At 70.7% G+C, this 19,976-nt stretch carries 15 protein-coding genes; 8 read left to right on the top strand and 7 right to left on the bottom strand.

Going from position 1 to position 19,976, the window contains the following annotated elements:
- Positions 1-4: 4 nt before the first annotated feature.
- Positions 5-1,120, top strand: a complete 1,116-nt coding sequence (locus OG878_RS22995) for an ADP-ribosylglycohydrolase family protein (protein ID WP_328888525.1) — start codon at positions 5-7, stop codon at positions 1,118-1,120.
- Positions 1,121-1,245: 125 nt separating this feature from the next.
- Here the strand turns inward: OG878_RS22995 and OG878_RS23000 are convergent, their stop codons facing one another.
- The gene (locus tag OG878_RS23000) at positions 1,246-2,817 is read right to left on the bottom strand and encodes a sodium:solute symporter family protein (protein ID WP_328888526.1); all 1,572 of its coding nucleotides are present in this window, start codon (positions 2,815-2,817) and stop codon (positions 1,246-1,248) included.
- Between the two features lie 384 nt (positions 2,818-3,201).
- Positions 3,202-3,984: an SDR family oxidoreductase gene (locus tag OG878_RS23005; protein ID WP_328888527.1), complete on the bottom strand. Its 783-nt coding sequence runs from the start codon at positions 3,982-3,984 to the stop codon at positions 3,202-3,204.
- A gap of 80 nt (positions 3,985-4,064) precedes the next feature.
- Between OG878_RS23005 and OG878_RS23010 the strand changes: the two genes are divergently transcribed.
- Entirely contained in the window at positions 4,065-4,904 is an 840-nt protein-coding gene (locus OG878_RS23010; protein ID WP_328888528.1) for a hypothetical protein, read from the top strand.
- A gap of 105 nt (positions 4,905-5,009) precedes the next feature.
- Here the strand turns inward: OG878_RS23010 and OG878_RS23015 are convergent, their stop codons facing one another.
- The 3 genes from OG878_RS23015 to OG878_RS23025 form a co-directional block, all read right to left on the bottom strand.
- The gene (locus tag OG878_RS23015; RefSeq protein WP_328888529.1) at positions 5,010-5,216 is read right to left on the bottom strand and encodes a DUF397 domain-containing protein; all 207 of its coding nucleotides are present in this window, start codon (positions 5,214-5,216) and stop codon (positions 5,010-5,012) included.
- Between the two features lie 269 nt (positions 5,217-5,485).
- A complete protein-coding gene (locus OG878_RS23020) occupies positions 5,486-6,355 on the bottom strand; it encodes a helix-turn-helix domain-containing protein (RefSeq protein WP_328888530.1) in 870 nt (289 codons plus the stop codon).
- 253 nt (positions 6,356-6,608) lie between these two features.
- Positions 6,609-7,331 carry a GOLPH3/VPS74 family protein gene (locus OG878_RS23025; protein ID WP_277326716.1) on the bottom strand — a complete coding sequence of 241 codons (723 nt, stop codon included), beginning with the start codon at positions 7,329-7,331 and terminating at the stop codon, positions 6,609-6,611.
- Positions 7,332-7,509: 178 nt separating this feature from the next.
- Between OG878_RS23025 and OG878_RS23030 the strand changes: the two genes are divergently transcribed.
- From OG878_RS23030 to OG878_RS23050, 5 genes are all read left to right on the top strand, one after another.
- Complete coding sequence (locus tag OG878_RS23030; RefSeq protein WP_328888531.1) at positions 7,510-9,984, top strand: D-alanyl-D-alanine carboxypeptidase family protein; 2,475 nt, start codon at positions 7,510-7,512, stop codon at positions 9,982-9,984.
- Between the two features lie 150 nt (positions 9,985-10,134).
- On the top strand, positions 10,135-12,018 hold the full coding sequence (locus OG878_RS23035) for an MFS transporter (protein ID WP_328888532.1): 1,884 nt from the start codon (positions 10,135-10,137) through the stop codon (positions 12,016-12,018).
- 147 nt (positions 12,019-12,165) lie between these two features.
- Positions 12,166-13,110: an adhesin gene (locus tag OG878_RS23040; protein WP_328888533.1), complete on the top strand. Its 945-nt coding sequence runs from the start codon at positions 12,166-12,168 to the stop codon at positions 13,108-13,110.
- A gap of 65 nt (positions 13,111-13,175) precedes the next feature.
- The gene (locus tag OG878_RS23045; RefSeq protein ID WP_328888534.1) at positions 13,176-13,457 is read left to right on the top strand and encodes a hypothetical protein; all 282 of its coding nucleotides are present in this window, start codon (positions 13,176-13,178) and stop codon (positions 13,455-13,457) included.
- 73 nt (positions 13,458-13,530) lie between these two features.
- Positions 13,531-14,343 carry an isocitrate lyase/PEP mutase family protein gene (locus OG878_RS23050; RefSeq protein ID WP_328888535.1) on the top strand — a complete coding sequence of 271 codons (813 nt, stop codon included), beginning with the start codon at positions 13,531-13,533 and terminating at the stop codon, positions 14,341-14,343.
- 111 nt (positions 14,344-14,454) lie between these two features.
- Here the strand turns inward: OG878_RS23050 and OG878_RS23055 are convergent, their stop codons facing one another.
- Positions 14,455-15,855 carry an MFS transporter gene (locus tag OG878_RS23055; protein ID WP_328888536.1) on the bottom strand — a complete coding sequence of 467 codons (1,401 nt, stop codon included), beginning with the start codon at positions 15,853-15,855 and terminating at the stop codon, positions 14,455-14,457.
- Between the two features lie 178 nt (positions 15,856-16,033).
- On the opposite strand from OG878_RS23055, the gene OG878_RS23060 reads away from it, so the two are divergent.
- Positions 16,034-16,927, top strand: coding sequence for a GlxA family transcriptional regulator (locus tag OG878_RS23060; protein WP_328888537.1), 894 nt, complete (start codon positions 16,034-16,036; stop codon positions 16,925-16,927).
- Positions 16,928-17,011: 84 nt separating this feature from the next.
- On the opposite strand, the gene OG878_RS23065 is transcribed toward OG878_RS23060, so the two are convergent.
- Positions 17,012-19,963: an AfsR/SARP family transcriptional regulator gene (locus OG878_RS23065; protein WP_328888538.1), complete on the bottom strand. Its 2,952-nt coding sequence runs from the start codon at positions 19,961-19,963 to the stop codon at positions 17,012-17,014.
- Positions 19,964-19,976: the final 13 nt, after the last annotated feature.

A 19,976-nucleotide genomic window follows, 5' to 3' on the forward strand; every position in this document is an offset into this window, starting at 1 on the left:
CGTGGTGAGCGCAGGAGCCACAGGTGTCTGGGGCCGTGCCGAGCAGCAGGACTTCCGCAGCCGGGTCCGTGGCTGTCTGCTGGGCGGTGCCATCGGTGACGCGCTCGGCGCGGCGGTCGGCGGACTGTCGCTCGAGGAGATCCGCGCGGCCCACGGTCCCGACGCCGTCACCGACTTCGTCCCCGCGTACGGCAGACGCGGTGCGGTGACCGCTGTCACCCAGCTCAGCCTGTTCACCGTGGACGGGCTGATCCGCGCCCAGGTCCGCCGCGACACCGGCGCCTGGCATCCGCCGACCGACGTGTACCGCGCCCATCTGCGCTGGGCCGCCACCCAGCACGACTGGGGGCCCGACGAGCGCCGCAAGGAGAACGGCTGGCTCGCCCAGGAGGAGTGGCTGTACGCCCGCCGCGCCCCCACCCGCGAATGCCTCACCGGTTTCGGCGACACCACGATGGGCACCCTCGACCTGCCCAGGAACCCTGCCGCCCGCGATTCGGCGGCCCTCACCCGGTCCGCCCCGTTCGGACTGCTGGTGGGGTGGGAGCCGCAGCTCGTGCTCCAGCTGGCCGTCGAATGCGCCGCCCAGACCCATGGCCACCCCACCGCCCTGCTGGCCGCGGGCGCCCTCGCCGTCATGGTGCACGGCCTGGCCCGTGGCGAGACGCTGGACGGTTCCGTGCAGCACGCCCTCGCACTGCTTGCCGAACGGCCCGGCCATGTACAGGTCACCGACGCCCTCCAGCAGGCCCTCGGCTCCGTACGGCAGGGCATCCCCGGTCCCGCGCTCATCGAGGCGCTCGGCGACACGGACTCGGCCGAGGAGGTCCTGGCCGTCGCCGTGTACTGCGCCCTGGTGGGCGAGGACGTGCGGCACGGGCTGCGGCTCGCGGTGAATCACAGCGGCCCGTCGGCGGCCACCGGGGCGCTGTGCGGGGCCCTGCTCGGCGCGCTGCACGGCGAGACCGCGCTGCCGCCGGCCTGGCTCGCCGAACTGGAGGGCCGGCCCACCCTCCTCGAACTCGCCGACGACTTCGCCATGGAGATGACCCAGGGCCCGGCCCTGCACGGCCCGTCGGCCTCCGCGCCGAGCTGGCTGACCCGCTATCCGCGCGGCTGAGCGGTCCGTCGGCTCCTGCACCGCTGATCCGCGGAGCACATGACGGATCAGCGGGCGCACGTACGAGGGGCGGGGGACGGACACCGCCGTGTCCGTCCCCCGCCCCTCGGCTCTGTGCGGGTGGATCAGTCCTTCACGCCCTTCGCGACAGCCGCGTCGCTCGTACCGGCCTGCGCCGGAATCGTCGCGCCCGTCGACGAACCGTCGCCGTCCGAGTTGATTATCTCGATCAGCGCGTCGCGCTCAGGGGTGTCCTCCGGCTTGATGAAGCCGATCGCGATGTAGAGCACCAGCGAGATCGCCAGCGGCAGCGCCACCTGGTACTGGAGCGCGACACTCGTCTTCACCGAACCGTCGAAGTTGTAGTTGGTGAAGTAGAACGCCAGCAGACCCGCGGCCCAGCTGACGAGTGCCGCCGTCGGGCCCGACTTACGGAACCTGCGCAGCAGGCCCAGCATGAACGGGATGGCGATCGGGCCCATCAGACCGGCCACCCACTTGATGACGACGGAGATGATGTCCTTGAACGTCGGCGAGTTGATCTGGGTGGCGAGCGCCATCGACAGACCGAGGAAGCCGAGCGTGGACACGCGGGCCGCCAGCAGACCGGTGCGGTTGCTCCATGTGCGGGCCGCCTTCGAGAGGACCGGGGCGATGTCCCGGGTGAAGACCGCCGCGATGGCGTTGGCGTCCGAGGAGCACATGGCCATCGTGTGCGAGAAGAAGCCGACGACGACCAGACCCAGCAGACCGTGCGGCAGCAGCTGCTCGGTCATCAGGGCGTAGCTGTCGGAGGCGTCCGGCTTCTGCGCGTGGACCAGCAGCGGGGCGCACCACATCGGGAAGAACAGGACCGTCGGCCAGACCAGCCACAGAATGGCGGAGAGCCGTGCCGAACGCTTCGCCGACGCGGGGGAGTCCGTGGCCATGTAGCGCTGGGCCTGGTTCCACATGCCGCCGTTGTACTCGAAGGTCTTGATGAAGAGGTACGCCAGCAGGAAGGTCACCGTGTACGGGTCCGCCGTGGGGTCGGTGTGGCCCTCGGGCAGCTTGTCCCAGACCGTCCACAGGGTGCTGATGCCGTCGAGCTTGGCCATGGCGGTGACGAGCATCGCGATCCCGGCGAACAGCTGGATGACGAACTGCCCGAGCTCGGTCAGCGCATCCGCCCACAGGCCGCCGACCGTGCAGTAGACGGCGGTGATGCAGCCGGTGATGAAGATGCCCTGGGTGATCGAGATGCCGGTGAAGACGGAGAGCAGGGTGGCGATGGCCGCCCACTTGGCGCCGACGTCCACGATCTTCAGTAGCAGACCCGACCAGGCGAGCGCCTGCTGCGTCTGGATGTTGTAGCGGTTCTTGAGGTACTCGAGCGGCGAGGCGACGTGCAGTCGCGAGCGCAGCCGGTTGAGCCGCGGCGCGAAGAGCTGGGAGCCGATACCGATGCCGATGGCGATCGGCAGCGACCAGGTCACGAACGACGTGACACCGAACTGGTACGCGATGCCGGCGTACCCGGTGAACATCACCGCGCTGTAGCCGGACATGTGATGCGAGATGCCGGACAGCCACCACGGCATCTTGCCGCCGGCCGTGAAGAAGTCGCTGACGTTGTCCACACGCTTGTGGGACCAGAGTCCGATCGCGATCATCACGCCGAAGTAGCCGATGAGCACGACCCAGTCGAGACTGTTCATGTGCCCCCTCCTGGGGTCCGCCTTATGAACGGGGTACGCACTTCGTCAGTACGGCCGCCCAGCGGGGCCCCCGTGCGGGAGCGGGGACATCGGGGATTGAACCGCCTGTTCGGTACCCCGGTCAAGGTTTTTCGCGATCATAAATGTGAACGCGGATCAGCAAGTCGAACGATTTTACTTGTTCTTGACCAGCGGGGGCGTTGTAGTGAACGTGACGGCGGCCACACCATGAGCGGGCACTTCGTCAGGCTGTGCAGAACGTCAAGAGCACCGCAGAGCACAGAAAGACCGCACGGGATGCGGGTCCCGTGCGGCCGAGAAGGAGGAGAGCCGCCCCCGGCGGCAGTGGATCAGTGCGCCAGTCCGTCGGTCGCGCCGCACCGGTCAGCGCATCAGCTCGCCGGCGTTGACCAGTAGCGACTGACCGGTGATCGCCCGGGCCCGGTCGGAGGCCAGGAACGCCGCAGCCTCCGCCACGTCGCCGTCCGTGGCCAGCTCGGGCAGCGCCATCCGCTCGGTGAGCCTGCCGAGCACCTCGGCCTCCGGTATGCCTTCGGAGTGCGCGGTGAACCGCACGTACGCCTGGACCGGCGGCCCCCACATCCAGCCCGGCAGTACCGTGTTCACCCGGATCCGGTGCGGGCCGAACTCCCTTGCCATGGAGTACATCGCCGAGGTGAGCGCGCCCTTCGACGCCGCGTACGCCGCCTGCCGCACCTGGGACGGTGCGGCCACCGACGACTGCGTGCCGATGGCAACCACGGAGCCTCCCCGCTCCTTGAGGCCGGGCAGGCAGGCGCGTGTCATCCGCAGCGTGCCGAGCAGATTGACGTCCAGCACCGACTGCCAGGTGGCGAGGTCGGCGTCCTCGACGCCGCCGAAGTAGCTGTCCCAGGCCGCGACGTGGACCACCGCGTCGATGCGCCCGAACCGCTCCAGTGCCAGTGCGGCAAGCGCCTCGCACTGCGCCTCGTCGGTGATGTCGGTGGCCAGGTGGGCGGTGCGCCGGCCCTCGGGGTCGATGTCCGCGGCCGACTTGGCGAGGCGGTCCGCGGTGCGCGCCCCGAGGACCGCGCTGCCTCCGTCCCGTACCACCGTCTCGGCGATCCGGTGCCCCAGCCCGGCCCCTACCCCGGACACCACGACGGTCTTCCCCGCGAGCAACATCGGTGCCTCCCGGCCCCTGGCAGATTTTCTGACGGTGCGTCAGAGTAGGGCGCTGCGGCGGAGTACGGAAGGGGAACGGCATGAGCGACGAGACGCGCAGCGACACGTACGCCGAACTGGCCGCGCTGGGGCCCTACGGAGTCCACCCCGGCCACGCGCTGATCACCATGGTGGAACCGCACCCGGGCCATGAGTACGCGTACAACCGCTGGTACGAGGACGATCACTACTACGCGGGCGCGATGGCGATGCCCTGGATGTTCGCGGGGCGGCGCTGGGTGGCCACCCGGGAGCTCCAGGGGCTGCGCTATCCGGAGAAGTCCGCGGTCGCGCAGCCGGTGGGAGCCGGGTGCTACCTGTCCACGTACTGGGTGACGGACGGGCGCTACGACGACCACATGAAGTGGACCGTCGGGATCAACAAGCGGCTGAACCGGGACGGCCGCGTCTATCAGGACCGTACCCATGTGTTCACCGCGTTCCAGGACCACGAGGCGACGGTCTACCGGGACGGTGCCGCCGGTCCCCGGGACCACCACGCTCTCGACCACCCGTACCGCGGACTGGTGCTCCAGGTGATCGACGCCGAAGGCGCGGGGCAGCGGGCCGGGCTGCTGGAGTGGCTGCGCTCCCGGCATCTGCCGAAACGGCTCGGCGGCTCACCGGCGGCGATGGTGACCGTCTTCCGTCCCACGCCGCTGCCGGGCGACCGGATGACCTATGTGAAGCAGGTCGAGGGCGTCGACACCCGGCTGACCCTGCTCTGGTTCCTCCAGGAGGATCCGCGGGACTGCTGGGCCGAGCACTTCACCGGGCTCGACGCGGCGGTCGCGGAGTCCGGTCTGGGGCGGGTGGAGCTAGTGGCGCCGTTCATTCCGACCGTACCCGGCACGGACCGGTTTGTGGATCAACTGCGTTGATGGGCCCGAACGGTGGAGCCCCCTCGGCCAGGACGGCGAACCAGTCGAGAGGGCTTCCGGCGGCACCGCCGGCGGTGCCGCACCGCGTTCTGTGGAAGAGCATCGTCAGGCGGCGACGGAGCCCTTTGCGATGTCGGAGACAAAGGCGTTCCACGCGCTGGGCACGAACGTGATCGAGGGGCCTTCGGGGGCCTTCGAGTCACGCACCGCGATCGCCTGCACGAGAGGGGACCTGACCTCGACGCAAGCGCCGTTCCCCCCGGAATACGACGACTTCGTCCAATTGTCCGTAGCACCCTGACGAATAGCCATGTTCACTCCGGTTCAGAGAGTTGTGTGAGAGATACCAACCGCATGACCGCTGGCGTGATCGACGCTACTCGCCAACATCGTTGCGTGAAGGGGCCGTTCACTCGACCGGATGGCATATTCCATGCGGGTCTTCCGCTTTGAGGCGGCGACGGTGTACCGTTCCGCCGCCTCACCAGTAGCATCGCTCCTTTTCGCGCATAACGGACTTTGTGGAATGTGTCCGGTTCCAACGCGGTCCACCCGGTGTTCTGCCGGTGAATGGCCGGTGTTCAGCCGGTGTTCAGCTGGGCGTACTGCTTTGCGATGTCCGCGATGAAGTGCCGGGTCTGTTCCACATTCAGCGCCTGGGCCCGCAAGTGCTCGTACATGACGCTGTATCGCTGCACGTCATTCGCTTTCTCCAGATAGAGGTCGCTGGTGACGCCCTCGATATAGACCACGCTGGAGTCCGCGGTGTCCGGGAATTCCAAAATGGCGTACTGGCCGTTGATGCCCGGGTGGGCGCCCATCTCGAAAGGCAGTACCTGCACGGTCACATGCGGCAGGTGCGACAGCTCGACGAGCTGTTCCAGCTGCTCGATCATCACCTGTTTGCCACCGACCAGCCGGCGCAGCGCGGACTCGTCGATGACCGCCCAGAGCCGCAGCGGGTGTTCCTGGTCGGTGATGCGGTCCTGCCGGCGTGCGCGGACACTGACGCGCTTCTCGATGTCGGACGGCGGCGCCTCCGGCAGTGCGCCGTTGATCAGCGCCTCGGCATAACTCCGGGTCTGCAGCAGGCCGGGTACGACCTGGGGTTCGTACACCCGCAGCGATTCGGCGTCGGTCTCCAGGCCGATGTAGACGCTGTACGGGATGTCGCCGAAGGCGTGCCACCAGCCTTGCTGGCGGGAGTCCTTGGCCATCTGCATGAGCGAGTCGACGATGCGGTGGTCCTCGACCTCGTACACGCCGCAGAGGTCGCGGACGTCACGCTGGCTGATGGACCGTCGGCCGTTCTCCAGGCGGCTGATCTTCGACTGCGAGACCAGCAGCCGCTCCGCCACCTCCTCGGCCGTCATGCCCTTGAGTTCGCGCAGGCGGCGCAATTCCTGGCCCAACCGGCGTCGCCTGACGGTGGGATTGACGTTGGTCGGCACGGAAACGGCACCTCCGGCTGTGTAGCTGTGCGTATCTACTGCTCAGCAGATTGCCACCCGTTGCCCTGGTCGCGCTGGGAAATGGCCACACGCAGGCGCGCGGGGCAGCCGGTCAACCGGCTGCCCCGCGCGTGGTGCGGCTCCCGAACCGGGTCTTGGGGACGTCGGTGCGGCGGTATTCGGTTGTCCGATGCCGGCCTGTGGTGCGGTGCGGCCTGTGGCGCGGGTGGTGCCGGTGGTGCGGTCTGCCGCCCTAGTGGGCCGCGGTGTGCACCATGCTGTCGCGACGTGACTGCGACGGCACTTGCGTTTGCAACGGTCCTCCCGCCGCCTGGTTACGGCGCGGTTGTGCGACCGCCCCGTTCTGGACATCCATCACGGCGTGCGCCACGAGGCCGCCCATGGGGTCGTGTCTGATCAGGTCCCGGAGCCGGGAGCGCGACGAGCGCCCCTCGTTCCCGGGGTAGAGGTGCTTGCCGAGTCCGACCGCGTGGGCCAGTGCGGCGAGCGCCGCGGTCCGCGGGTCCGGCGGTACGCCGGTGCGGATCGCACTGTCCAGCCGGGACCTGATGTCCCGGCTGATCGCCGTGTCCGTCGCCTGGTAGCGAGTCGTCGGCAGCACCCCGCACATCTGTCCCGCCACGGCATGCACCATGCCGCATCGCTCCAGATGCGAGAGATAGGTCTGGCGCAGCCCCAGCCGGGGCCCGCCGATCCAGTGGACGGCCCGAACCGGGCTGCCGCGTCGGCGCAGCAGTTCCAGTGCGGAGTCCAGAGTCGGATCTCCTGTCGGCCGTGGCATCACCACGGCGATACGATCCCCGTCAGGGGCTATCCGTCCTGCCAGAGCCAGCTCCACTAGCTGAGCTCCGGCGAGGCCGAGGTCGAGCGACTGCGGCTGCGCTGTGGTACCCGTGGTCGGGTCCAGAGCGAGCAGCAGAAGCTCCTCCGGAATTGTTCTGCGGCTCCTGCCCATCCATGCCTCCCCGCGTGGATGAATGACAGGGTGACCCCTCTCACATTGGTCTGTCGAGAGCGCCTGGGTGCTTCGTACGGGAACCAGTAGGTATGTCGTTCTCGTCTTGCAGCGCGGCCGAGGGTTCACACAGGACACTGATAGATGGTTCGGACAGCGCGGGGCTTCCCCGCGGCGCATGGAGGAGGCATCGGTGGCGGGCGAGTCCCCCGACAAGTCGGAGCAGCAGAAGTCGTCGGGCGTGGCTCGGAGCGAGCGCGATCCGCGGTTGAGCGTCTTCCGTGAACCGGCTGCCGCGGCGGAAACCGGAGCCGGAAGCGGAACCAGCGGTGGGCTGGACACGGCGACGGCGGTGTTCCGTACGAAGCCTGCGGAGGCCGGCGAGGACGAGACGCCGGACTCCCGCCAGAGCCTCGGCGGCTCTGCGGGCGCCCGGGGGCCGGAGGGCGCGGACAAGGCTGCTGAGGGCCCCGAGGCGGCCGACGAGCCGGAGGAGGCCGCGGAGGCCGCGGAGGCCGCCCAGGACGCGGAGGCGGCCGAGGAGGCGGCAACCGGCTCCGCATCCGAGGAGACGGACGCGCGGCTGCGTGCGGCCGTCGCCGCGTGGGTGGGGAAGGGCGCTGCCGCCGAGAAGGCCGGGCAGGACGAGGAATCCGAGTCGGTCACCGGGAGTGACGACGTCACGGAGGGCGACACGCCCGGGCACGTCGACGAGGCGAGCGACAGGGGGGCGACGGCCACCGACGACGGGACGACGCCCGCCGACGTGGACGCCGACGTGGAGGAGCGGGACGAGCCGGATGCGTCGCGCGACGCCGGTGCCGGTTCCGACGCCGCGGACGATGACGACGCGGACGGTGACGGGGGCGCGGCGGCCGAGAAACCTGCGGCATCCGACGACGCCGGGGACGCGGACGCCGAGGAGCCCGGGGCTTCCGACGACGCCGGGGACGCGGACGCCGCCGCGGACGCGGGCGAGGCGGCCGACCGGGCCGACGACGCCGAGACCCCGGACGGGACTCCCCGGGCGGCCAAGGACACCGAGTCCTCCGGGCCCGCCGAGGACAAGCGCGGAATCGACCAGCCCACGGCCGTCTTCAAGACGGTCCGGCCCCACCCGATCGACCAGCCGACGACCGCACTGAAGAAGATCACTCCGCCCGCGTCGAAGCCTGCGCAGAAGCCCGGGCAGAAGCCGGGGTCCGCGTCCGGGAGCGCCGCCGAGCGCACCAGCCAGTTCGTGCCGCTGCGCCGCGAGGAAGCACGGCCCGCACCCGCGTTCCGCAAGCCCGAGACACCCGCGGCCGCACCCGCGCAGGCCGACGCCCCTTCGCTCAGCGGCGCCGAGCGGACCCGGCAGCAGCCGATGCCGCCGCGGCCGCCGCTCGACCTGCTGGCCGAGCTGACGAACACGCCTCCGCCGCCGGAGACGCCCGTCCGCACGGCCGTCCGCAGGGTCAAGATCTGGACCCCGTTGGTCGTGCTCCTGCTGATCGCCTTTGCGATCGTGCAGGCGGTGCGCCCGCTGCCGACGCCCGAGCTCCGGCTGACGGCGAAGCCGACGTACACCTTCGAGGGCAGCAAGCCGTCGCTGCCATGGCCGAACGAGGGCCAGGGCTACATGGCGGCGACCGGCCTCGGCACAGTGGATTCGTTCGGCGAGCAGAAGGCCGTGCCGATCGGCAGTGTGGCCAAGGCGATGACCGCGTACATCGTGCTCAAGGACCACCCGCTCAAGAAGGGCGAAGCCGGTCCGTCCATCACGGTCGACGCCAAGGGGGAGTCGGACGGCAAGCTGGACGCCGCGGGCGAGTCGACGCTCAACACCGTGAAGGCCGGGGACAAGCTCACCGAGCAGGAGGCCCTCTCGGCCATAATGATTCCGTCCGCGAACAACATCGCGCGGCTGCTGGCGCGTTGGGACGCCGGTTCCGAGGAGGCGTTCGTCAAGAAGATGAACGACACCGCCAAGTCCCTCGGCATGAAGAACACCACGTACACGGATCCGTCCGGACTCAACGCGACCACGGTGAGCTCGGCCGAGGACCAGGTGAAGCTCGGTCAGAAGCTGGTGGAGATCCCGGCGCTGATGGCGATCACCAAGCTGCCGTCGTGGACCGACCCGTCGGGCAAGAACTGGCGGAACTACAACACCCTCGTTCCGTACAACGGCGCCCTCGGCATCAAGACCGGCTCCACGAGCAAGGCGGGCGGCAACCTGCTCTTCGCCGCGCACAAGATGGTCGGCGACACCGACCAGCTGATCGTCGGCGCGGTGCTGGGCCAGCACAAGTCGCCCATCATCGACACCGTCAACGCGGTCAGCAAGGACGTGATGATCGCGACCGAGAACCTGCTGAAGAGCGGGAAGGTGGTCAGGAAGGGCGATGTCGTCGGCATGGTCGACAACGGGTTCGGCGGTACCACCCCGGTCGTCGCGACCGAGGACGTGGCAGCGGCCGGCTGGCCCGGTCTGACGGTCAAGCTCGAACTGTCCGACGACGGGAAGACGCTCCCGCACGAGGCGCCGGCCGGAACCCACGTCGGCACGCTCACCGTGGGTGAGGGCTCCAGCCAGGTGAAGGTGGCGGTGGCGCTGCAGAGCGATCTGACGGGGCCGACCTTCGGCGAGAAGCTGACCCGAATCAACTGATGCGGACGGGGGTGGGGGCGCCGATACCGGCACTCCCACCCCCTTTGCGTACGTGTTAGCGTCCCCGGACAACCGGGGAGCGCCGGACGGCGTCCCCACAGGTGATACGGAGACGGGGAACGGGGCCGGCGGAGACGGGGAGAAACCGTAGTGACCACCGCGGAGCCGATACCCGGCCGTGGGGCGGCCGGGGACAGCGATGTGCGAGGCGACGTGACGAGCGGCAGTGGCGGCAGCATGAATGTCCGGCTGCCCGCTCCGCGTACCCCGGAACCGCGGGCCGAGGCCACCGAGCCGCCCGGGCCGGGCCGCAGCCGGCAGGTCCGTGCCAGGCAGTTGCTGCAGCACCCCGTCACCGTCGCGACGGCGGCCGCCGCGGTCACCCACGTCCTCTGGTTCCTCTTCTTCGCGAACAGCGGCGGCGACCTCGCGGCGCAGGACGCCTGGGCCGAGTTCGTCGGCCGGCATCCCGGTACGGCCTACAACCTCGCCTGGTACGGCGGTATGCACCCGGTCTCGTACAGCGTGGTCTCGCCGTACCTGATGTCGGTGCTCGGCGTGCGTACGACGATGATGATCGCCGGGACGGTGTCGGCGGGGCTGACCGCGCTGATCCTGGTCCGGGTCCGGGCCGTCCGCAATCCGCTCGCCTGCTCGCTCGCCGGAGTGTTCGCGTATCTGTGCAACGCACTGTCCGGACGGGTCACGTTCGGCCTCGGCATGATGTTCGCGCTGGGCGCGGTGGCCGCGGTGTTCTGCTGGCCGTACCGGTGGCGCCACAAGCGCTGGGCGAAGGCGGCCGTCGCCGCCCCGCTCGCCGGGCTGGCCACGGCGGGCAGTCCCGTCGCGGGGCTGTTCCTCGGTGTGGTGGCCGCCGCGCTGTTCCTGAACAAGCGGCGCCCGGGCGCGTACGCCCTGGGCCTGGCGCCGGTCGCCGTGGTGGTGCTGTCGTCGTGGCTGTTCCCGTTCTCCGGTACGCAGCCGATGTCGCTCGCGACGCTGTCCCTGCCGTTCCTCTTCGCCGTTCTCGTCCTCGTCCTCGTGCCGTCCGACTGGCGCACGGTGCGAACCGCTGCCGCCGTGTACGGGGTCGGGACGCTGCTGACCTATGTGATCGACTCGCAGATCGGCTCGAACGTCACCAGGATGGCGATGCTGTTCGCCGGGGTGGTGCTGCTCGCCGCGCTGCCGTACGCCGTGCCGCGGTCGCGGCGCTGGTACGCGCTGATCCTGGCATTCGTCGGGATGAACTTCTGGGTCGGTTTCAAGGGCGTCGACGACATCGCCCGTACCGCCCCCGCCGCTTCCTGGACGCGGGAACTGGCCCCGCTGGTCAACGAGCTCCAGCAGGTCGGCGCCGAGCGCGGCAGGGTCGAGGTGGTGCCTGCCAGCAGCCACCGGGAGGCGTCCGCGCTCGCCCCGTACGTCAATCTGGCCCGCGGCTGGAACCGGCAGGCGGACATGGGGCGCAACCCGCTCTTCTACGACGACACCCTGAACTCCGCGAACTACCGCCAGTGGCTCGACCGCTGGGCCGTGCACTACGTGGTGCTGCCCAAGGGCGAGCCGGATTCCAGCGGGGCGGTGCAGGAGGCGGCGCTGGTCGAGAAGGGCCAGCCGTATCTGAGGGCCGTCTGGTCCGACGCGAACTGGCAGCTCTTTGCGGTCGACGGCCCGGTGCCGCTGGCCGACCCGCCGGCGACGGTGGACCGGGCCGGGGCCGGCGAGCTGACCATCCATGTCAGGCGGGCGGGCCGGGTGCTGATCCGGATCCCGTACTCGCGCTGGCTCGCCCTGGTCGACGACGAGGGCAAGAGCGTGGAACGGCCGCAGGAGACCGAGGAGTCCAAGAAGCGCGCGGACGAGGACAGTCCGCGGACGTTCGTCAACACGAACGGCTGCCTGATCAAGGTGGACGAGGACGAGTACGGCGACGAGTGGACGGAACTGCTCGCGCCGCGACCCGGGGTGTACCGGATGGCGGCCCCGTACCAGCTGTCGCCCGGCACACCTTGCCCGGAGGAGCTGCGCTGAGCCCTGCCGGACGGCCGCCGGGACGCCGGGGGCAGGGGCGAGTGCGCGTCGTGCGCAGGGTGGGCACAGTGCGGGCACAGGGTGGACACAGGCAAATCGTGCCTGTTCTCTCCCTCTGGGGGCTCTGCCCTGGCATGGTGTGCTGCCATGAGGTGCCAACGGTGCGGCGGTGAACAGCGGGGCGCGCTGCCGGGGATGGTCTGTCCGGACTGCGGGTCGGTGGCCCGCTCGGCCGGCGGGGACGGTTCCTGGATCGCCCGCGAGACGCTCGCGGGCCGGATATCCACGCTGCCCCGCGGCGGAAAGGTCCTGCTCGTGGCGGGAGTTGTGGTGGTGGCGGGCTCGCTGGTGACGGGCACCTCGCTGCTCGTGTCGGGCGGTGGTGGTGGCGACGGCAGGAATACGGGCGCGGTGGGCCGTGCGGGTGTCCCGAGGGCCGGCATCGGCGGCGGCGCTCCCACCCGGATCGGTCCGTCCGGAACGGAGAGACCGGATCCGGCCCCCACGTCTGCGACGTCGCCGACCCCCTCGTCCCCGCGAAGCCCGTCCCGTACCCCCGCGCCGTCGTCCGACACCGGTGGTCACACGTACGCGGCCTGGGCGGGACCCGGATGCTCGACGGGCGAGTACCGCGAGCACGGCCGGTTCGAGAACGGTGACAACGGCTGGTACACGGTCGCCTCGGGCGGCTACCGGGGCAGCACGTGCGACGGACGGTTCAGCGCCGTGCCGATGTCCGGCAGCCCGACAGAGGACCGGGGCAACACCGCCACATGGTCCTGGCACCTGGGCAGCGGCTACCACGAGTGCGCGCTGACCGTGTTCGTACCGGACAGCGGTCGTGACCGCGACGTCGCGGGTGATCCCACGGTGTACCGCGTGCTCTCGGACCCGGACGACGCGGACTCCGCCTATACGGGCTTCGCCGTGCGCCAGACCGTGCACCGTGGCAGCCCCGTGGAGGTGAGCAGCTACCCGGTCAAGGGCAACACCTTTGCGGTACAGCTGATCGACCGGGGCCGCGACTGGGGTGACGAGGCACGGGTGGGAGCGCATCACGCCGCGGCGCAGCTGAAGGTGGACTGCCGCTGACGCCGGCCGTCGGATATGGAGCAGAACGGCATGTATCCGCCCAACCGGGAGCCCATAGTGGATGTATGAGCCTGACCACCGACGGAGAGCCGCCCGGTCCTGTGCGGTTCCACCTCCAGTGCGACCGCTGGGGATGCCAGGCGCGGGCCGTGTTCGACATGGTCATCGCGGAACCGCCACCGGACATCGAGGCCGATCTGTTCGGTCACATCCTGCACAGTGCCACCGTCGCCTCCCCGCACATCGGGGAGCTCGGGTGGATCTACGTCCAGCAGGAGGGCTATTGGTGCCCGACCTGCGCCGCTCCGGGCCGCCGCCCGAGGCCGAGGGGCGTCACGTCGTCCTGAGTGGCGCGGCCGCGCGCCACGGACCCCGAACGCCATCTCACGCCCCCCAACACCTGACAGGGACCCGGACACCATGACCGACCTGGCCGCTTTCACGGCGTTCTCCGCCCTGCATCACGCATCGACACCGCTGCTGCTCCCCAACGCCTGGGACCACGCCTCGGCGACGGCCCTGGCCGAGCAGGACTTCCCCGCCATCGGCACCACAAGCCTTGCGGTTGCCGCGGCGGCCGGACTGCCCGACGGTGCGGGGGCGACGCGGGCGGAGACCGTGCTCCTGGCCCGGCGGCTGGGTTCCGGGCCGTACCTGCTCTCGGTGGACGCCGAGGGCGGATTCAGTGACGACCCGGCCGAGGTGGCCGAGCTGGCTCGTGAACTGGCGGACGCAGGGGCGGTCGGCATCAACCTGGAGGACGGCAGGTCCGACGGCACGCTCGCACCCGTGGAACTGCACGCGGCGAAGATCGCGGCGGTGAAGGCCGAGGTGCCGCACCTCTTCGTGAACGCGCGCACCGACACGTACTGGCTGGGCGGGCAGGAGGCGGCCGCGACGACACGGCGACTCGACGCGTATCAACAGGCCGGTGCGGACGGTGTGTTCGTGCCGGGCCTGGCCGACTCGACGGTGATTTCCGCGCTGGTGAAGCACATCGACGCACCGCTCAACATCCTCTACTCGCCGTCCGGACCCACGGTTGCCCGACTGGGCGCACTGGGGGTGCAGAGAGTGAGCCTCGGCTCCCTGCTGTACCGCGCGGCACTGGGCGCGGCGCTGGGCCTGGCGGCGGAGATCAGGGCGGGCCGGCCGGTGGGCGGGAGCGGGGGTGCGCAGGTGCCGACGTACGCCCAGGTGCAGAACCTGAGCGAGCGGCCGCGACGGCCATGAACGGTCTTCCCCGTAGCCGCGGAGACGCCGCGAGCCGGCGGTCGGGTCACGGCGGGCTTCTCGGCATGCAGTGCCGATTCCCCGTCCCGCGTCGATGGCCCGTCCAGTGCGTTACGCGCGCCCCGCGCCCGGCCGCACCCGCATCCACACCGTGGCCGTCCCCGTCACTGCCAGCAGCCCGGCACTGACCAGCAGACTCACCCGCATACCCGCCATGAATCCGTCAGTGATCAGCGTGCCGAAGGCGGCGATGCCCAGGCCCCCGGCCACCTGGCGGGCGGAGTTGAGTACGCCTGCTGCGAGTCCGGCCCGGTCGTCGGGCACCGCGTCCATCATCGCCGCCGTGAGCGGCGGCACCGTCAGCGCGCAGCCCAGTGACAGCGGTACCAGGAGGAGGGCCAGAAGGGCTGCGGGTGTTTCGCCGTCGACCTGCAGGAGGAGCAGCAGTCCCGCCGCCGCGAGCGGTTGGCCCACGAGCATCGGCAGACGCGGACCGAAGCGGGCGGCCAGCTTGCCCGCGACGACATTCGTCACTGCGATCACGCCCGTCATCGGCAGGAACATCAGCCCGGCCGACAGCGCCGAACGCCCTTGCACCTGCTGGAAGAAGAGGCTGAAGACGAAGATCATGCTGTAGAAGGCCACGCTGACTGCCGCACCCGCCGCGACCGTGATGGCCACGGTGCGGTTGCGGAAGAGTCCCGGCGGGACGACCGGATGCGGCTGCCGGGCCTCGATCCGCACGAACACGGCGCCTGCAGCCACCGCGACGACCAGCGCGATGAGACCCGTCGTACCGCCCTCGACCACCGCGAAGGCCAGCGCCGCCAGGGCGATGACGGCGGTCAGCTGTCCCGGCAGGTCCAGGGGTGCGGGCCGTCGCACCGACCGCGGCGCGCGGACCAGCAGGGCGAGGGCCAGCGCCGCCAGCGGCAGGTTGACGAAGAAGACCCCCCGCCAGTCCCACGCGGTGATCAGCAACCCGCCCGCGACCGGACCGACCGCGACGGCCGCCGAGCCGCCCGCCGTCCACAACGCCACGGCGCGCGCACGCTTGGCGGCGTCGTCCGGGTACGCCTGGCGTACGAGGGCGAGCGAGGCGGGCAGCATCACGGCGGCGGCGACACCCTGCACCACCCGCGCCCCGATCAGGACCGGCAGATTCGGGGCGAAGCCGCAGGCCGCGGAGGCGAGGGCGAACACCGTGATGCCGAGCGCGTAGGTCCGGGTGGCGCCCGCCCGGTCCGCGAGGGCGCCGGTGGACAGCATCAGCGCGGCGAACGCGAGGGTGTAGGCGTCCACCACCCACTGCAGTCCTGTGGTCCCGCCGCCCAGCGAGGACTCCATCGAGGGCAGGGCCACATTCACCACGGAGGCGTCGAGGCAGGTCAGCGTGAAGCCCAGCAGGGCGGCGGCGAGGGTCAGGCCCGGGGAGGGCTGACGCACGTCCTTGAACAACTTGCCTTGCCTGGCGGCCAGTTGATCGATGTCGGTGATGTGGTCCGTAGCCATGCCTCAACTCTGACGATCTCCGGCGGCGTACAGTAGTGGCCTGAATGCCATACGTCCGGAGGTTCTGGCCATGCCGCAGCTCCAGCCGCACCGAGCACACCGCGTCGCCGTGATCGCCCCGTCCCCCGTGTCGATGTTCAACCTCGCGATCCCCGAAATGCTCTTCGAGAAGGCCTAGGTGGACGGGGGACCCGGTTACGAGGTGATCGTCTGCACACCGGTGCCCGGCAGGATCGCCACCACCGGTGGGCTCTCGCTGGTGGTGGACCGCGGTCTGGACGCCGTGCACGACGCGGACACGGTGCTGGTCGCGGGCACCGGGCACCGCTACGAACCCGATCCGCTGACCGTCGCCGCTGTCCGCGACGCCGCAGCCGCGGGCAGACGGATCGCTTCCATCTGCAGCGGTGCGTTCGTACTAGCCGAGGCAGGACTGCTGGAGGGGCGCAGTGCCACCACGTACTGGGAGCTCGCCGAGGAACTGCGTACCCGTTACCCCGCGCTCGACCTCAAGGGCGACGTGCTCTACGTGCACGACGGGTCCGTCATGACCTCGTCCGGATACGCCGCCGGCATCGACCTGTGCCTGCACATCATCCGCTCCGACTACGGCGCCGCCGTGGCCAACCGGGTGGCCCGCGCCGCGCTCGTCGCCCCTGTACGGCCCGGTGGTCAGACCCAGTTCACGCAAACCCCGCTCCCGCCCGAGCTCGGCAACAGCTATGCGGACACCCGGGGCTGGGCGATGCGGCACCTCGACGAGCCGCTCACCCTCACGGACCTTGCCCGGCACGCGCGGGTCAGCGTACGCACGCTGACCCGTCGCTTTCATGCGGAGAGCGGCGTGAGCCCCCTGCAGTGGCTCCTGCACCAGCGCATCGAGCGAGCGAAGGAACTGCTGGAGACGACGAGGCTGCCGATGGACCAGGTGGCCCGGGCCTGCGGGCTCGGCACGGCGGACTCTCTCCGCAGCCATGTGGTGCGTCGCACCGGGCTCACCCCGAGCGCCTACCGGGCCCAGTTCAGCCGCCTCGTACTTGCAGCCTCGGCCGGGACGGAGGTTGCGCCATAGGCGCAGGGCGATGCGGTCTTCGGCCGTGCCCCAGTGGGGGCGGCTTCGTACGCGGTGCCCTCGGCGGGATTCGAACCCGACCCTCTACCGGGCTTCGCGGTCGGTGTGGCCCTCGCTCGCCCGTGCACGGTCAGCGCGGCGCGCACGGGCGCTCTGCACGTCGAGCACGGCCTGGAACTGCTGGTGCGCCTCGCGGACGCGACCCGTCGCCACGTAGGCGCGGCCCAGACGGGAACGGATGTCCATCTCCAGCCATTCGTAACTGGGTTCGGTGAGCGGGGACAGCAACTGGCGCTGAAGAAGGAGGGCCTGGTGATGCAGGGCGATGGCCGCGCTCAGGTTCCCCTCGCCCTGCTCCGCCGTACCCAGCCGGGTCAGACTGCGCGCGCAGAGGAAGATGTCCCCACCCTGCTGAACCAGGTCGACCGCCTGGCGGAGCAGGTGCTTGGCCTCACGGTGGTGGCCGAGGCGGAGATGGACGTCGGCGGCGCAGCTCAGGGGCCTGCCGAGCATGCGCGGTCTGCCGTCTCTCTCGGCGTGGGTACGGGCGTCGGCGAAGCAGGCCAGCGCCTCCTCGTTCCGTCTCCCGAAGTAGTGGGCCAGGCCGAGGATGACGAGTGCCATCGAGACGACCCAGTCGCTGCGCAGTCGCCGGGCCAGGTCCACCGCCGCGGTGACATGGAGAATCGCCCGGTCACCGTCGCCCACACTCAGGTCGAGAGCCCCCAGCCCGGCGAGAGTCCTGGCCTCTTCGTGCGGGTCGGGGCGGCACCGGCTGAGGTCCAGTGCCTCGGTGAACAAGGTGCGCGCCTGCGCGTACCGGCGTTGGTACACGCCGGTGTACCCCAGGCAGTTCCGCAATGCGGCGGGCATCCGCTGGTCGGTGGCCCCGTCCACGTGCGCGAGTGCGATCTCCAGAGCCGTCTGGCACTCGTGGTAGCGGCCCTGCCGTACGAAGTAGTCGCACAGCGCCTCGGCGATCCAGCAGGCGTAGTCGGCTTCGCCGAGGGCCGCGGCGTGTCCGACGACATCGGCGAGCTCTCCGCCGGCCGCGTCCAGCCAGGTCTCCGCGTCCTCCCAGTGCGTGAACGGTGCGTCGACGGGCTGGGGTCCGGTGGGGAAATTGCGAAGGCCCCAGTCGCTGGCGATCCGGGCCGCGTCCAGGTACAGCCGGAGTGCGGCCGTGCGCGCGGTGGCCGCCTCGGCAGGCGTGGCTTCCGCGAGGCGCCGTGCGTGCACGCGAACCAGGTCGTGCAATCGGTAGCGGCCCGGACGCGGCTGCTGCAGAAGGCTCGTGTCGACCAGGCTCTCCAGGAGCTGCTCGGTGGCGTAGGGCGGCCGATCGAGCATGGTCGCCGACGTCAGCACGTCGAACTCGACCGTCGGCGCCAGGCCCAGGGCGCGGAATGCGCGCTGCTGCTCGGGTGCGAGCTGTTCGTACGACAGGCTGAAGGCTGCCTCCACGCTGCGATCCCCGACGCTCAGTTCGCCGAGCCGGTGCTCGTCGCCCGCCATGCGGCCCGCCAGGTACTCCACCGTCCAGGTGCTGCGGTTCTGCAACCGCGACCCGGCGATGCGCAGTGCCAGCGGCAGCCCGTCGCACAGTCCGACCAGCTGATGCGTCGCCTCCGGCTCCCTGCCTGCACGCTCCTCTCCGATGATGTGCGTGAGCAGGGACACCGCGTCCCTGCTGTCCAAGGGCTCCAGGGTGACCCGTCGGTCGGCGTCCAGTTCGGCCAGCCGCCGCCGGCCGGCCACCAGCACCCTGCTTCCCGCGCCTGCCGGCAGCAGCGGTCGTATCTGGTCGGCGTCCAGGGCGTCGTCCAGCACGAGGAGCAGCCGTAGCGAGCTCGTTGCCGCGCGCCAGACGGCAGTGAGTTCTTCGAGGTCGCTCGGCAACTCGCCTTTGGCCGCGCCGAGCGAGCGCAGCAGTCGCTGCAGCGCTCGCTCCGGCGATTGCCGCCGCTGCGTGCTGTGCGCGTGCAGGTCCACGAAGAGGCAGCCGTCCGGGTACTCGGCGCTGAGCTCACGGGCCGCGCGTACGACGAGCGCGGTCTTGCCGACTCCGGCCGTACCGTCCACCGTGACGATCGATACGGCTCCGGGCGCGGAAGGCGCGATCAGCTGCGCCAGTTCGGCGTCCCGCGCGATCAGGCGGCCGGCGTCACCCGGCAGGTCATTGACCGCGCGGCGGGGCTCGGGCTGAGCAGGAGCAGGAGCAGGAGGAGCGGTGGAACGCGTAGCCGCAGGGCCGAGGAGGCGTACGTCGTCCTGGCGCAGTACCGCCTGGTGCACGCGTTGGAGCTCCTCGCCGGGGTCGACGCCGAGCTCGTCGTTCAGGCGCCTGCGCATGTCCTGATAGACGTTCAGCGCCTCCGCCTGGCGTTCGCTGCCGTACAGGGCGCGCATGCGCAGTGCCGACAGCGACTCGTCGCACGGATGGGACGCGGCCAGAGCAGCGGTGTCGTCCAGGGCCTCGGCGAACCGGCCCAGCAGGACCAGGCATTCGAGCCGCTCCAGCTGAACCGTGTGCCGCCGCTCCAGCAGTCGCTGCCGCTCGGCGTCCGCGTACGGTCCCGGCAGCCCGGCGAGCGGCTCCCCGCCGAACAGGTCGAGCGCCCCCGACAACCGGTCCGCCGCCGTGGCCGGATCGCCGGACGCCATCGCGCGCTGGGCGCCGTCCACCTGCTCGGCCAGTTCCGTCACGTCGAGCCGGACTCCGTCGGCGACGAGGCGGTACCCGCCCCGTTCCCCGCGGATCACCGAATCGGCCGGCCCGCCGCCCTCCTCGTCGAGCTTCTTCCGCAGCCCGTAGACGTAGCTGGGCAGCACCTTGCGGCCGGACTTCGGCGGCCTCTCCCCCCAGACCCCGTCGAGCAACTGCTCACGACTCACCAGGAGACCCGGACGCAACGCCAGCGCGGCCAGCACCGCCTGTTGCCGGACGGGCCCGAGGGGCAGTTGCGTGCCGTCACGCCAGGCCCGCACCGGCCCGAGCACCGCGAGCCGTAGCCGTCGACGAGATCCCGAGCCCACCCGAAGGCCTCCG

It is taken from the genome of Streptomyces sp. NBC_00316 (assembly GCF_036158715.1).
Classification (GTDB): Bacteria; Actinomycetota; Actinomycetes; order Streptomycetales; family Streptomycetaceae; genus Streptomyces.